Source organism: Burkholderia sp. JKS000303, assembly GCF_002563755.1.
GTDB lineage: Bacteria > Pseudomonadota > Gammaproteobacteria > Burkholderiales > Burkholderiaceae > Burkholderia > Burkholderia anthina_B.
Genome location: NZ_PDBZ01000001.1, coordinates 975,904 through 988,895, shown reverse-complemented (window position 1 = coordinate 988,895; position 12,992 = coordinate 975,904). Strand labels below are relative to the sequence as shown.

Genomic DNA, 12,992 nt, shown 5'->3' with positions numbered 1-12,992 from the left:
GGGCTTCGATTGGCGCTACAATGCCGTCGAGCAGTCATTCTAATCCGCCCGCCCCAAGACACATGTCGACCCAAGCCTCCTCCAAAGCCAAGCTCCGCGAAGCCGCTCTCGATTATCACGAATTCCCGACCCCGGGGAAGATCGCGATCGCGCCCACCAAGCAGATGATCAACCAGCGCGATCTCGCGCTCGCGTATTCGCCGGGCGTCGCGTATGCGTGTGAGGAAATCGTCGAGAACCCGCTGAACGCCGCGCGTTTCACCGCGCGCAGCAACCTGGTCGGCGTCGTCACGAACGGCACGGCGGTGCTCGGCCTCGGCAACATCGGCCCGCTCGCGTCGAAGCCGGTGATGGAAGGCAAGGCGGTCCTGTTCAAGAAGTTCGCCGGCATCGACGTGTTCGACATCGAGCTGAACGAGTCGGACCCGCACAAGCTGGTGGACGTGATCGCCGCGCTGGAGCCGACCTTCGGCGGGATCAACCTGGAAGACATCAAGGCGCCGGACTGCTTCATCGTCGAGCGCGAAGCGCGCAAGCGGATGAAGATCCCGGTGTTCCACGACGACCAGCACGGCACCGCGATCGTCGTGGCCGCGGCCGTCACGAACGGCCTGAAGGTCGTCGGCAAGGACATCAAGAAGGTCAAGCTCGTCGCGTCGGGCGCGGGCGCGGCCGCCCTCGCGTGTCTGGATCTGCTGGTCGACATCGGCCTGCCGCTCGAGAACATCACGGTGACCGACCTGGCCGGCGTGGTCTACAAGGGCCGCACCGAGCTGATGGACCCGGACAAGGAGCGTTTCGCCCGCGAAACCGAAGCGCGCACGCTGGCCGAAGTGATCGACGGCGCGGACATTTTCCTCGGCCTGTCGGCCGCCGGCGTGCTGAAGCCGGAGATGGTGAAGGGCATGGCCGAGCGCCCGCTGATCCTCGCGCTCGCGAACCCGACCCCGGAAATCCTGCCGGAACTCGCACTCGAGGTGCGCCCGGACGCGGTGCTCGCGACCGGCCGTACCGACTACCCGAACCAGGTCAACAACGTCCTGTGCTTCCCGTTCATCTTCCGCGGCGCACTCGACGTCGGCGCGACGACGATCACGCGTGAAATGGAGATCGCGGCCGTCAATGCGATCGCCGAACTCGCACAGCACGAGCAGAGCGACATCGTCGCGACCGCGTATGGCATTCAGGATCTGTCGTTCGGGCCCGATTACCTGATTCCGAAGCCGTTCGATCCGCGCCTGATCGTGAAGATCGCGCCGGCCGTCGCGCAGGCCGCGATGGACGGCGGCGTCGCGACGCGCCCGATCGAGGACATGGACGCGTACAAGCAGCATCTGCAGCAGTTCGTGTACCACAGCGGCACGACGATGAAGCCGATCTTCCAGATCGCGCGCGCCGCGTCGGAAGAGAAGAAGCGCGTCGTGTTCGCGGAAGGCGAAGAAGAGCGCGTGTTGCGCGCCGTTCAGATCATCGTCGACGAGAAACTCGCGAAACCGATCCTGATCGGCCGCCCGGCGGTGATCGAGCACCGTATCCAGCGCTACGGCCTGCGCCTCACGCCCGGCACCGACTTCACGGTAGTCAACACCGAGCACGACGAGCGCTACCGCGACTTCTGGCAGACGTACTACAAGATGATGTCGCGCAGGGGCATCAGCGAGCAGCTCGCGCGCGTCGAGATGCGCCGCCGTACGACGCTGATCGGCTCGATGCTCGTGAAGAAGGGTGAAGCGGACGGGATGATCTGCGGCACGATCAGCACCACGCACCGCCACCTGCACTTCATCGACCAGGTGATTGGCAAGCGCGCCGGCTGCAGCGTGTACGCGGCGATGAACGGGCTGGTGCTGCCGGGCCGTCAGATCTTCCTCGTCGACACGCACGTGAACGTCGATCCGACCCCGGAGCAGCTCGCCGAGATCACGATCATGGCGGCGGAAGAAGTGCGCCGTTTCGGCATCGAGCCGAAGGTCGCGCTGCTGTCGCACTCGAATTTCGGCACGAGCAACGCACCTTCGGCGCAGAAGATGCGCGATACGCTCGCGATCCTGCAGGAACGCGCGCCGGAGCTGAAGGTCGACGGCGAAATGCACGGCGACGTCGCGCTGGATGCGGCGCTGCGCAAGGAAATCCTGCCGGAATCGACGCTGGAAGGCGAAGCGAACGTACTGGTCCTGCCGAACATCGACGCCGCGAACATCGCGTACAACCTGCTGAAGACGGCCGCCGGCAACAACATCGCGATCGGGCCGATCCTGCTGGGCGCTGCCCAGCCGGTTCACGTGCTGACCGAATCGGCGACCGTTCGCCGCATCGTCAACATGGCGGCGCTGCTGGTCGCCGACGTGAACGCCGCGCGCTGACCCGGGCGCACGCGCCGTGCCGGTCGAACCGGTGCGGCGCGACCGGAAAAATTGTAAACAAAAGCAAAAAGAGGCGTGCCCGCAATGGGCACGCCGTCGGGCAGGGCGCGAACGCGCTTCCCGCAAGCAACAGCAGCATCTCTCCACTCTGGGTAACGAGCGTGGCAAGGAGGCAGAGTCTCGCCATACGAGAGATGCCGTTTGCATTTTACCCTGTGTAAGATAAATGTAGTCTAATTTGGGTAAAAAATGCTTGGTTCGGTATGGCGTACGGCTTTCGATTTCCCAAACGAACATTGATTCGCGCGGACAATAGCGCTACGCTAACGCCTTTGTTGGTCGTCAACTACTTGATTTAACAGCGGGAACCCTGGTTCATGGCACGCAAGTGGCTCCGCAACGGCGCGCTCGCGTCCGTCTTCGCGATGTTCGCGATGGGTATCGTCGGCACACCGACGGGCAGTCTGGTTTCCGCCGCTTACGCACGGCAGGCCGTTTCGGCCGACATGGCCGTCGGCGGGCTCGATACGATCCCGACCGGCCGTCTGCCGCGCGAGGCCGTGACCACGCTTGGCCTGATCGGCGCCGGTGGCCCCTATCCGTACGAGAAAGACGGCGTCGTCTTCGGCAACCGCGAGCGGATCCTGCCGAAAGCGAAGCGCGGCTTCTATCACGAGTACACGGTGCCGACGCCGCGCGCACGCAATCGCGGTGCGCGCCGGATCGTCTGTGGCGGGCCGTTGCGCCGGATCGACAACTGTTATTACACGGACGACCACTACAACAGTTTTAAACGTATTGTTGAATGACTTCGGGATGAACGGAATGAGCGACTCCATCTACGCGCACGATACGGCGGCGGCGGAACTGTTCGCAGCCGGCGACGGCAATCTGTTTCAGCGCGTGATGCAATTACACGCGACGGCACAGGCTGGCGGCGCGCCGGCGCAACAGGAAGCCGAGCCCGGGCTTTCATCGAACGAGGAGCCTATGAGCCTTTTCACGACCGTGCGACCCAACCTCGTGCAGTCGATCCGCGCGTTTCGCGTGCAGGATCTCGCCGACGAAGCCGGTCGGCTCGGCCAGCATTTCCTGTTTGCGTATTGCGGCGCCGCGCAGTCGAAGCAGGAGGTGATGGAGACGATCGCGACGTCGTTCCTGTTTCCGAAGCACTTCGGCAAGAACTACGACGCGCTGTACGACTGCCTGACCGACCTGGTCGCGAAGGCGGGGGCGCAGCCCGGTTTCGTGATCGTCCTCGAAGGACTGCCGATCGCGCAGAAATTCGACAAGGAAGGGCGCGAGACGCTGCTCGACGTGTTCCGCGAAGCCGCCGAGTTCTGGGCCGAGCGCAAGGTCGCGTTCCGCGTCTTCTACTCGTTCGCGTAAGCGCGAAACCGCTGGCCGCTCACCCGCGGCCGATTCGAAAAAAAGCCCGCGTCGCGCGGGCTTTTTTGCGTCCGCGGCCCGCCGGAATCAGGCCGCGCGCGCCGCGTGAGCGGCGCCGGGGCCCATCACCATCCGCCCCACCGCGCGGCCAGCGCCGCGAGCACGGCCGCGCCGGCGGTCTCGGTGCGCAGCACGCGCGGGCCGAGCGACAGCGCGGTGAAGCCGCGCGCGCGGGCCGCCTGTTCTTCGTCGGGCGACAGCCCGCCTTCCGGCCCGATCAGCAGCGTGACGGTCGCGGCAGGTGGCGCGTCGGGCAGCGACGCGAACGGGATGCTCGCACGCGGCGACAACAGCAACCGCAGCTCGCCGTCGGCCGGTGCGGCCGGCAGTGTATCGAGCCACGCGCCGAAGCCGCGCACGTCGGCGACGTCGGGCACGCGGTTGCGCCCGCATTGTTCGCACGATGCGCGCACGACGCCGCGCCAGTGCGCGACGCGCTTGTCCGCGCGCTCGCCCGACAATTTCACGACGCCGCGCGCGGTCGACAGCGGCACGACCGCCGCGACGCCGAGCTCGACGGCTTTCTCGATCACCCAGTCCATCTTGTCGCCGCCGGCGATGCCTTGCGCGAGCGTCACGCGATAGGGCGGCTCGGCTTCGGTCGGGTCGAATGCGTCGATCTGCGCGAGCGCGCTGCGCTTGTCGATCTCGACGAGCCGCGCGCGGTACTGGCCGCCGTTGCCGTCGAACAGCGCGAGCGCGTCGCCGGGCTGCAGGCGCAGCACCTGGGCGTGGCGTGCGACGTCGGCCGGCAGCGCCAGCGTCGCATCGGCGCGCAGCGCGGTTTCGACGAAAAAGCGCGGCACGGCCGCGGTGGTGGTGGCTTCACTCATGCGTGGTGCGGCTCCGCTCATGTGCGCAGGCGGCGCGCGAGCGCCCAGCGGTAGCCGTCGAGATCCTCGATCTGGGCGAAGCGATCGCCCCAGAACTGGTCCTGCGGCGCGGTCAGGGATTTTGCGCCCGCATCGAGCGCGCGCTGCCAGGTGGCGTCGACGTCGTCGACGTACAGATAGAACGACTGCGGCGCGGTTGCGTCCGCACGCTTCGGCGTGAGCGCGGTCGAGCCGAACGCGCCTTCGGGCGCGAACATCACGATCAACTGGCCACGGTAGGTCATCTCGACGTGCATGATCGCGCCATCCTCGTCGAGCACGTCGCGCAGCGCGAAACCGAATGCGGCCTTGAAGAACTCGATGGCTGCCTGCGCATTGCGGACAGCCAGGTAAGGCGTCAACCAAGGCACGTCGGCCGGACGTGGATCGGTCATGAAAATCTCCTGTCGAACGAACAGCGGGGGAGTGCGGGTGCTTCGGCGGGCCTCCGGTAGCGTTCCGGGCCTGCTTGCGCGCGCTGGCAAGCGGGACGATGCGGCCGCCCGGAAGCTCAGCGGCGAACGCCCAGTGTATCGCGCAGCGCGCGTGGGAGGGCAAAGAGGGACGCATGCAGGCGCGCATCGTAGTAGCGCAAACCGTGCACGCGGTGCGCGGCGAGCCGTTCGTCGACGTCGTGCGCGAACAGCGCGGCCGCGTCGAGCGTGTCGCTCGCGATCGCCATCAGCCATTGCGAGCCGTACAGCGGCACGTGCGCGGACAGCGGATCGACCACCGCGAAGCACGCCCGCAGGTCGTCGAGCAGCGCGGCGATCCGCGATGCGTGGAACACGGGCGAGCCGAGGTGCATCGAGATCGCGCCGCACGGCGTGAGGATCCGCTTGAGCCGTGCATAGAACGCGCGCGTATAGAGGCCGGCCGCCGGCGAATCGGGCGGCGTGAGATCGAACACGACGAGGTCGAAATGCTCGACGGTCGACGTGACGAAATGCACGGCGTCGCCGATCACGACTTCCACGCGCGGGTCGTCCAGCGCGCCCTGGTGCACGTCGTCGAGATAGCGGCGGGCCATGCCGACCACTTCGTCGTCGAGCTCGGCGACGACGATCCGCTCGATGCACGCGTGCTTGAGCAACTGGCGCGCCGCGCCGCCGTCGCCGCCGCCGAGCACGAGCGCCTTCTTCGGGCACGGATGCGCGAGCGCGGCCGGGTGCGTCATGCACTCGTGATAGACGTACTCGTCGCCGACCGACGTCATCGGCCGGCCGTCCAGCGTGAACAGGCGGCCGAGCTGCGGCGTTTCCCAGACCTCGATGTGCTGGTGCGGCGACGCGACGTGCGCGAGCCGCCGGGCGTTCGGGAAGCCGTAGGTGGCGTCGGGCGTGGGGTGAAAAAGAAGGGTCGTGCTCACGGGCGGGGCGGCTCAGGGCAGGCAGTTCCGACGTCTGAATTATAGGAGGCGTGCGGTTCGACGGAAAAGCGTGCCGGAACAACGCGCGCCGACAAGGGAAATGTCGGCCCATCTGTTAAAATGACGAGCTTTGCAGCCCCGTCCGTAGGCTCCGTCCGCTTCGCGTCCGTCAGGCGCCGCATTGCGCGCCCGGAACGATTGACGCTCGAGCTTTCGGATGCCGCCGTGCCCCCGTTTCCTCGACTCGTTCTCCGGACTCGACATGACGACTTCGTCTCCCGCCTCCACCACCCTGATGGCCAACGCGATCCGTGCGCTCGCGATGGACGCCGTCCAGCAAGCGAACTCCGGCCACCCCGGCATGCCGATGGGCATGGCCGAAATCGGCGTTGCGCTCTGGTCGCGCCACCTGAAGCACAACCCGACCAACCCGCACTGGGCAGACCGCGACCGTTTCGTGCTGTCGAACGGCCATGGCTCGATGCTGCTGTACTCGCTGCTGCACCTGACCGGCTACGACCTGCCGATGGAAGAGCTGAAGAACTTCCGCCAGCTGCACTCGAAGACGCCGGGTCACCCGGAATACGGCATCACGCCGGGCGTCGAGACGACCACCGGCCCGCTTGGCCAGGGTCTCGCGAACGCGGTCGGCATGGCGCTCGGCGAAGCGCTGATGGCGGACGAATTCAACCGTGACGGCGCGAAGATCGTCGATCACCATACGTACGTGTTCCTCGGCGACGGCTGCCTGATGGAAGGCATCTCGCACGAAGCCTGCTCGCTCGCCGGCACGCTGAAGCTGAACAAGCTGATCGCGCTGTACGACGACAACGGCATCTCGATCGACGGCGACGTCGTGAACTGGTTCCACGACGACACGCCGAAGCGCTTCGAGGCATACGGCTGGAACGTGATCCCGAACGTGAACGGTCATGACGTCGACGCAGTCGACGCGGCAATCGCGAAGGCGAAGCTGTCGGACAAGCCGACGATGATCTGCTGCAAGACGGTGATCGGCAAGGGCGCGGCGACCAAGGCCGGCGGCCACGACGTGCACGGCGCGGCGCTCGGCGCGGAAGAAATCGCGAAGACGCGCGCGGCACTCGGCTGGACCTGGGAGCCGTTCGTGATTCCGCAGGAAGTCTATGCGGCATGGGACGCGAAGGAAGCCGGCAAGCGCGCTGAAACCGAATGGGACGCGACGTTCGCCGCCTATCGCGCGAAATTCCCGGCAGAAGCCGCCGAGTTCGAGCGCCGGATGGCCAACCAGCTGCCGGCCGACTGGGCCGAGAAGGCTGCGGCGATCATCGCCGGCGCGAACGAGCGCGGCGAGACGGTGGCGACCCGCAAGGCGTCGCAACAGGCGATCGAAGGCCTCGCCGCTGCGCTGCCCGAACTGCTCGGCGGCTCGGCCGACCTGACCGGTTCGAACCTGACGAACTGGAAGGCATCGAAGGCGGTGCGCGCGAATCCGGAAGGCCCGGGCGTGCTGCTCGGCAACCACATCAACTACGGCGTGCGCGAATTCGGCATGAGCGCCGCGATCAACGGCCTCGCGCTGCACGGCGGCCACAAGCCGTTCGGCGGCACGTTCCTGACGTTCTCCGACTACAGCCGCAACGCACTGCGCGTCGCGGCGCTGATGAAGGTTCCGTCGATCTTCGTGTTCACGCACGATTCGATCGGCCTCGGCGAAGACGGTCCGACGCACCAGTCGGTCGAGCACGTGTCGAGCCTGCGCCTGATCCCGAACCACGACGTGTGGCGTCCGGCCGACACGGTCGAGACGGCCGTCGCATGGACCCACGCGATCGCTGCCGACCGTCCGTCGAGCCTGATCTTCAGCCGCCAGAACCTCGCGTTCAACCCGCGTACCGATTCGCAGATCGCGAACATCGAGAAGGGCGGTTACGTGCTGAAGGACTGGGACGAAGAGATCGTCGCACGCAAGATCATCCTGATCGCGACGGGCTCGGAAGTCGAACTCGCGATGAAGGCGATCGAGCCGCTCGCGCAACAGGGCATCGCGGCCCGCGTCGTGTCGATGCCGTCGACCAACGTGTTCGACCGCCAGGACGCCGAATACCGCGAACGCGTGCTGCCGCACGGCGTGCGCCGCGTCGCGATCGAAGCGGGCGTGACCGCGTTCTGGCACAAGTACGTCGGCCTCGAGGGCGGCGTCGTCGGGATCGACACGTTCGGCGAATCGGCACCGGCCGGCGTGCTGTTCAAGTACTTCGGTTTCACCGTCGAGCACGTCGTCGAGACCGCGAAGGCCGTGCTGGCCTAAAAGCATTCGCGACGCGCGCCTCCCCTTGCGCGCGTCGCACCGTGAAGCTGCACGCAACGAATTTTTTTCAGCCATCAGGAGATAGACCATGACGATCCGCGTCGCAATCAACGGCTACGGCCGCATCGGCCGCAACACGCTGCGCGCGTTCTATGAAAACGGCAAGAAGCACGATCTCGAGATCGTCGCCATCAACGATCTGGGCGATGCGAAGACCAACGCGCACCTGACCCAGTACGACACCGCACACGGCAAGTTCCCGGGTGAAGTGACGGTCGACGGCGACTACCTCGTCGTGAACGGCGACAAGATCCGCGTGCTGGCGAACCGCAACCCGGCAGAACTGCCGTGGGGCGAGCTGGGCGTCGACGTCGTGATGGAATGCACGGGCTTCTTCACGACCAAGGAAAAGGCCAGCGCGCACCTGAAGGGCGGCGCGAAGAAGGTGATCATCTCGGCGCCGGGCGGCAAGGACGTCGACGCGACGATCGTCTACGGCGTGAACCACAACGTGCTGAAGGCCGAGCACACGGTCATCTCGAACGCATCGTGCACGACGAACTGCCTCGCGCCGCTCGTCAAGCCGCTGAACGACCAGATCGGCCTCGAAACCGGCCTGATGACGACGATCCACGCGTACACGAACGACCAGGTGCTGACGGACGTCTATCACGAAGACCTGCGTCGCGCGCGTTCGGCTACCCACAGCCAGATCCCGACGAAGACGGGCGCTGCTTCGGCCGTCGGCCTCGTGCTGCCGGAACTGAACGGCAAGCTCGACGGCTACGCGATCCGCGTCCCGACGATCAACGTGTCGGTCGTCGACCTGTCGTTCATCGCGAAGCGCGACACGACGGTTGAAGAAGTCAACGCGATCATGAAGGAAGCATCGGAAGGCGCGCTGAAGGGCATCCTCGGCTACAACGATGCACCGCTGGTGTCGATCGACTTCAACCACAACCCGGCTTCGTCGACGTTCGACGCAACGCTGACCAAGGTGTCGGGCCGCCTCGTCAAGGTGTCGAGCTGGTACGACAACGAGTGGGGCTTCTCGAACCGCATGCTGGATACGGCAGTCGCATTCGCGAACGCGAAGTAATCCTGCACGTTGCGCGGCCGCCGCACGGCGGCGTGCGCGGCGAACGAGCCCGGCCGGTTTTCCGGCCGGGCTTTTTTTTGCCCGGCGTCATGGCCCGGCGCCGGCCGTCACGTGCTCGACCGCGTCGACGAACGCGCGCTTGATCGCGCTGTCGAGGTCGGTCCACGCGAGACCGATGCCGGTGCGGTGGCCCGCGAGGTCGAGCGGCCTCGCGAGCACGTTCGGCGGCAGCGCGCTCGCGGCTTCCGCCGGCATCAGCCCGATCCCCATTCCGGCGGCGACGAGCGCGAGCATCGTCGTGAATTCGCCGAACTCCTGCGCGATCTCGAGCGTCGTACCGGCGCGGCTCAGCGCGAGCAGCATGTCGTCGTGAAAGCCGGGCGCGTAACGGCGCGCGAGCACGAATGCAGGCTGGCCGCGCAACGCGGCCGGCGCGATCGCGTCGTGCGCGGCGAGCGGATGGTCGAGCGGCAGCGCGACGACGAAACCTTCCTCCAGCACCACGCGCGTGTCGATGCCCGCATACGCGGCAGGCAGCCGGATCATCCCGAAATCGATGCGCCGGTCGCGCAGCGCCGCGATCTGGTCGGGCGTCGGCATGTCCTTCAGTTCGAGCGTGATCAGCGGGTAGCGCTCGCGCATCGTGCGCAGCACGGCCGGCAGCAGCGCGGGCAGCACCGACGACACGAACGCGATGCGCAGCGTGCCGATCTCGCCGCGGCTCGACAGCCGCGCCATCTGCTCGGCGCGCGCAGCCTGCTGCAGCGTCGCCCGCGCTTCGGGCAGGAAGACGCGCCCGGTGTCGCTGAGTTCGACCTTGTGGCGGTCGCGCTCGAACAGGCGCGCGCCCAGTTCGTCCTCGAGCGCCTTGATCTGCATGCTCAGCGCGGACTGGACGATGAACAGGCGCTGCGCGGCGCGCCCGAAATGCAGCTCTTCCGCGAGCGTGACGAAGGCGCGCAATTGCTTGAGTTCCATGGTCGGCGGCTGGCAAGGGACGGTAATCAGATTTCATGATAACCGGATCAAAAAAGACCATTGGCGCGATGCCCGGCCGAGCGCCGAAGATAGCCTCAACGCGAGACCGACCGCGACGGGCGGTTGGCTCGCCGGGTATGAGGAGACACGCATGACCCACGCGCTTGACCGGTTCCGCCTCGACGGCCGCCGCGCACTGATCACCGGTTCCGGACGCGGTATCGGACTGACGCTCGCTCGCGGGCTCGCCGAAGCCGGCGCGGCGATCGTGATCAACGATCGCAATGAACAGAAGGCCACGACGCTCGTGCGCCATTTCCGCGAAGAAGGGTTCACCGCCGATTACGCGGTGTTCGACGTTGCCGAGCACGGGCAGGTGCGCGCGGCGGTCGACGATTTCGAGTCGCGCGTCGGCGCGATCGACATCCTCGTGAACAACGCGGGCATCCAGCGCCGCGCACCGCTCGACGCATTCGACCCGGACGACTGGCACGCGCTGATGCGCGTGAATCTGGACGGCGTGTTCAACACCGCGCAGGCGGTGGCGCGCCACATGATCGCGCGCGGTCGCGGCAAGATCATCAACATCTGTTCGGTGCAGAGCGAGCTCGCGCGGCCGACGATCGCGCCCTATGCGGCGACGAAGGGCGCGGTGCGGATGCTGACGAAAGGGATGTGCGCCGACTGGGCGCGTCATGGCATCCAGGCGAACGGCCTCGCGCCCGGTTATTTCGAGACCGAACTGAACCGCGCGCTGGTCGACGATGCGGCGTTCTCGGACTGGTTGTGCAAGCGCACGCCGGCCGGCCGCTGGGGGCAGGTCGACGAGCTGTGCGGCGCGGCGATTTTCCTCGCGTCGGCTGCGTCCGATTTCGTGAACGGCCAGACGCTGTTCGTCGACGGCGGCCTGACCAGCGCCGTCTGAGCGGCGGTGCTTGCGCCGTGTGCGCAGCGCCGTCGAGCCGGTTCGGGCCGGCATCCGAATTCCCAGAAGAGCCCGCCGCATGAGCGGGCCGATGTCCGGCGCATCTGGCGCCGGGTTCCGGAATGGAAGGCAGGAGACAGGAGACAACGATGGACCGCAATTCCCCGAGGCGCGATGCAATGCCCGCCACGCCGGCCGACACCGCCGAACGACACGGTGTCGACCAGAAGCAGCTAAACCGCGCGGCATGGACCTGCTCGCTCGGCAGCGCGCTCGAATACTACGATTTCGCGCTGTACACGCTCGCGTCGGCGCTGGTCTTCGGACCGCTGTTCTTTCCGTCCCAAACCGTCGAGACGCGGCTGATCGCGAGCTTCGGCACGTATTTCGTCGGCTTCGCGGTGCGCCCGCTCGGCGGCGTCATCTTCGGCGTGCTCGGCGACCGGATCGGCCGCAAGTTCGTGCTGACCGCGACGGTGCTGCTGATGGGCATCGCCAGCACGCTGATCGGCGTCCTGCCGACCTATGCGAGCGCCGGCTACTGGGCGCCGGCGCTGCTCGTGCTGCTGCGCATCCTGCAGGGCCTCGGCGCCGGCGCGGAGCAGGCCGGCGCGGCCGTGCTGATGACCGAATACGCACCGCCGGGCAAACGCGGCTTCTACGCGTCGCTGCCGTTTCTCGGGATCCAGCTCGGCACGGTGCTCGCGGCGGCCGTCTATTTCCTGCTGCTCGCGAACCTCGACCACGTCACGGACGGCTGGGGCTGGCGCGTGCCGTTCCTGTTCAGCGCGGTGATCGTCGCGGTCGGGGTCTACATGCGGGCGCGGCTGCATGAATCGCCGACCTTCGTGCGGCTCGAGAAGCGCGCGCAGGTGGTTGCGAATCCGCTGAAGAGCGCCGTGCAGCACTCCAAGCGCACGTTGCTGATCGGCATCGGGCTGCGGATGGCGGAGAACGGCGGCTCGTCGATCTACCAGGCGCTCGCAATCAGCTATCTCGCCGGCGTGATCGGGATGAAGGGGCCGATCGGCGCGCTCGCGCTGGTGTGCGCGGCCACCGTCGGCGCCTGCACGGTGCCGCTCGCGGGGCGACTGAGCGACCGCTTCGGCCGGGTGCGCGTGTACCGCACGTTCGCGTGGCTGCAGCTCGCGCTTGCGTTCCCGGTGTGGTGGATCTTCAGCCAGGGGAACGTGGTGGCCAGCGTGATCGCGATCTCGGTCGCGCAAGGCTTCGCGAACTGGGGGATGCTCGGCGCGCAGGCCGCGCTGCTGCCGGAACTGTTCGGCGCGCGGCATCGCTACATGGGCGTGTCGTTTGCGCGTGAAGTGTCGGCCGTGCTCGCCGGCGGAATCGCGCCGCTGATCGGCGCGATGCTGATCGCGACCGTGATCGCGCTGCACGGCGGCGATCACGCGGCCGGCGTGCACGCCTGGGTGCCGATCGCCGCGTACCTGGTGGTGCTCACGCTGATCACGCTGTTCACCACCGCGCGGATGCCGGAGACGCTGAACCGCGATCTCGACGATCCGCTCGACGCGGCGCAGGCGCAGCCGGTCCCGGAAGCCGAACCGCTCGCGCGGCATGCATGAGCGCGCTGCCGGGCGGCTGACGCGGCCCGGCACGCAGTCCGATTTCAACTTATTTCGA

Annotated in this window: 11 protein-coding genes; 7 read left to right on the top strand and 4 right to left on the bottom strand. The window is 67.0% G+C overall.

Features of this window, described 5'->3' with window-relative positions:
* The first annotated feature begins 20 nt into the window (after positions 1 to 20).
* The 3 genes from BX604_RS04680 to BX604_RS04670 all read left to right on the top strand — a co-directional run bounded on the left by BX604_RS04680 (position 21) and on the right by BX604_RS04670 (position 3,752).
* Positions 21 to 2,363, top strand: coding sequence for an NADP-dependent malic enzyme (locus tag BX604_RS04680; protein WP_279609346.1), 2,343 nt, complete (start codon positions 21 to 23; stop codon positions 2,361 to 2,363).
* Positions 2,364 to 2,740: 377 nt separating this feature from the next.
* Positions 2,741 to 3,172, top strand: a complete 432-nt coding sequence (locus tag BX604_RS04675) for a ribonuclease (protein ID WP_098549790.1) — start codon at positions 2,741 to 2,743, stop codon at positions 3,170 to 3,172.
* Between the two features lie 16 nt (positions 3,173 to 3,188).
* Positions 3,189 to 3,752 carry a barstar family protein gene (locus tag BX604_RS04670; protein WP_098549789.1) on the top strand — a complete coding sequence of 188 codons (564 nt, stop codon included), beginning with the start codon at positions 3,189 to 3,191 and terminating at the stop codon, positions 3,750 to 3,752.
* 125 nt (positions 3,753 to 3,877) lie between these two features.
* On the opposite strand, the gene BX604_RS04665 is transcribed toward BX604_RS04670, so the two are convergent.
* The 3 genes from BX604_RS04665 to speE all read right to left on the bottom strand — a co-directional run bounded on the left by BX604_RS04665 (position 3,878) and on the right by speE (position 6,053).
* Entirely contained in the window at positions 3,878 to 4,645 is a 768-nt protein-coding gene (locus tag BX604_RS04665) for a 16S rRNA (uracil(1498)-N(3))-methyltransferase (RefSeq protein WP_098549788.1), read from the bottom strand.
* Between the two features lie 17 nt (positions 4,646 to 4,662).
* A complete protein-coding gene (locus tag BX604_RS04660; RefSeq protein ID WP_098549787.1) occupies positions 4,663 to 5,079 on the bottom strand; it encodes a VOC family protein in 417 nt (138 codons plus the stop codon).
* Between the two features lie 116 nt (positions 5,080 to 5,195).
* Complete coding sequence (speE, locus tag BX604_RS04655; RefSeq protein ID WP_098549786.1) at positions 5,196 to 6,053, bottom strand: polyamine aminopropyltransferase; 858 nt, start codon at positions 6,051 to 6,053, stop codon at positions 5,196 to 5,198.
* Between the two features lie 217 nt (positions 6,054 to 6,270).
* Between speE and tkt the strand changes: the two genes are divergently transcribed.
* Positions 6,271 to 8,343, top strand: a complete 2,073-nt coding sequence (tkt, locus tag BX604_RS04650; protein ID WP_098549785.1) for a transketolase — start codon at positions 6,271 to 6,273, stop codon at positions 8,341 to 8,343.
* 88 nt (positions 8,344 to 8,431) lie between these two features.
* Positions 8,432 to 9,442: a type I glyceraldehyde-3-phosphate dehydrogenase gene (gap, locus tag BX604_RS04645; protein WP_098549784.1), complete on the top strand. Its 1,011-nt coding sequence runs from the start codon at positions 8,432 to 8,434 to the stop codon at positions 9,440 to 9,442.
* Positions 9,443 to 9,529: 87 nt separating this feature from the next.
* Here gap and BX604_RS04640 read toward each other — a convergent pair whose 3' ends face one another.
* Entirely contained in the window at positions 9,530 to 10,420 is an 891-nt protein-coding gene (locus BX604_RS04640) for a LysR family transcriptional regulator (protein WP_098549783.1), read from the bottom strand.
* A 151-nt stretch (positions 10,421 to 10,571) separates the two neighbouring features.
* Between BX604_RS04640 and BX604_RS04635 the strand changes: the two genes are divergently transcribed.
* Positions 10,572 to 11,345 (top strand): SDR family NAD(P)-dependent oxidoreductase, encoded by a 774-nt coding sequence (locus BX604_RS04635; protein ID WP_098549782.1) that lies wholly within the window; start codon positions 10,572 to 10,574, stop codon positions 11,343 to 11,345.
* A 149-nt stretch (positions 11,346 to 11,494) separates the two neighbouring features.
* Positions 11,495 to 12,934: an MFS transporter gene (locus BX604_RS04630; protein WP_098549781.1), complete on the top strand. Its 1,440-nt coding sequence runs from the start codon at positions 11,495 to 11,497 to the stop codon at positions 12,932 to 12,934.
* Positions 12,935 to 12,992: the final 58 nt, after the last annotated feature.

Coding starts and splice junctions, on each gene's coding strand:
- BX604_RS04665 (WP_098549788.1), bottom strand. CDS start 4,645: ATGAGTGAAGCCACCACCACCGCGGCCGTGCCGCGCTTTTTCGTCGAA.
- BX604_RS04630 (WP_098549781.1), top strand. CDS start 11,495: ATGGACCGCAATTCCCCGAGGCGCGATGCAATGCCCGCCACGCCGGCC.
- BX604_RS04635 (WP_098549782.1), top strand. CDS start 10,572: ATGACCCACGCGCTTGACCGGTTCCGCCTCGACGGCCGCCGCGCACTG.
- BX604_RS04640 (WP_098549783.1), bottom strand. CDS start 10,420: ATGGAACTCAAGCAATTGCGCGCCTTCGTCACGCTCGCGGAAGAGCTG.
- gap (WP_098549784.1), top strand. CDS start 8,432: ATGACGATCCGCGTCGCAATCAACGGCTACGGCCGCATCGGCCGCAAC.
- BX604_RS04675 (WP_098549790.1), top strand. CDS start 2,741: ATGGCACGCAAGTGGCTCCGCAACGGCGCGCTCGCGTCCGTCTTCGCG.
- tkt (WP_098549785.1), top strand. CDS start 6,271: ATGCCGCCGTGCCCCCGTTTCCTCGACTCGTTCTCCGGACTCGACATG.
- BX604_RS04670 (WP_098549789.1), top strand. CDS start 3,189: ATGAGCGACTCCATCTACGCGCACGATACGGCGGCGGCGGAACTGTTC.
- BX604_RS04680 (WP_279609346.1), top strand. CDS start 21: ATGCCGTCGAGCAGTCATTCTAATCCGCCCGCCCCAAGACACATGTCG.
- BX604_RS04660 (WP_098549787.1), bottom strand. CDS start 5,079: ATGACCGATCCACGTCCGGCCGACGTGCCTTGGTTGACGCCTTACCTG.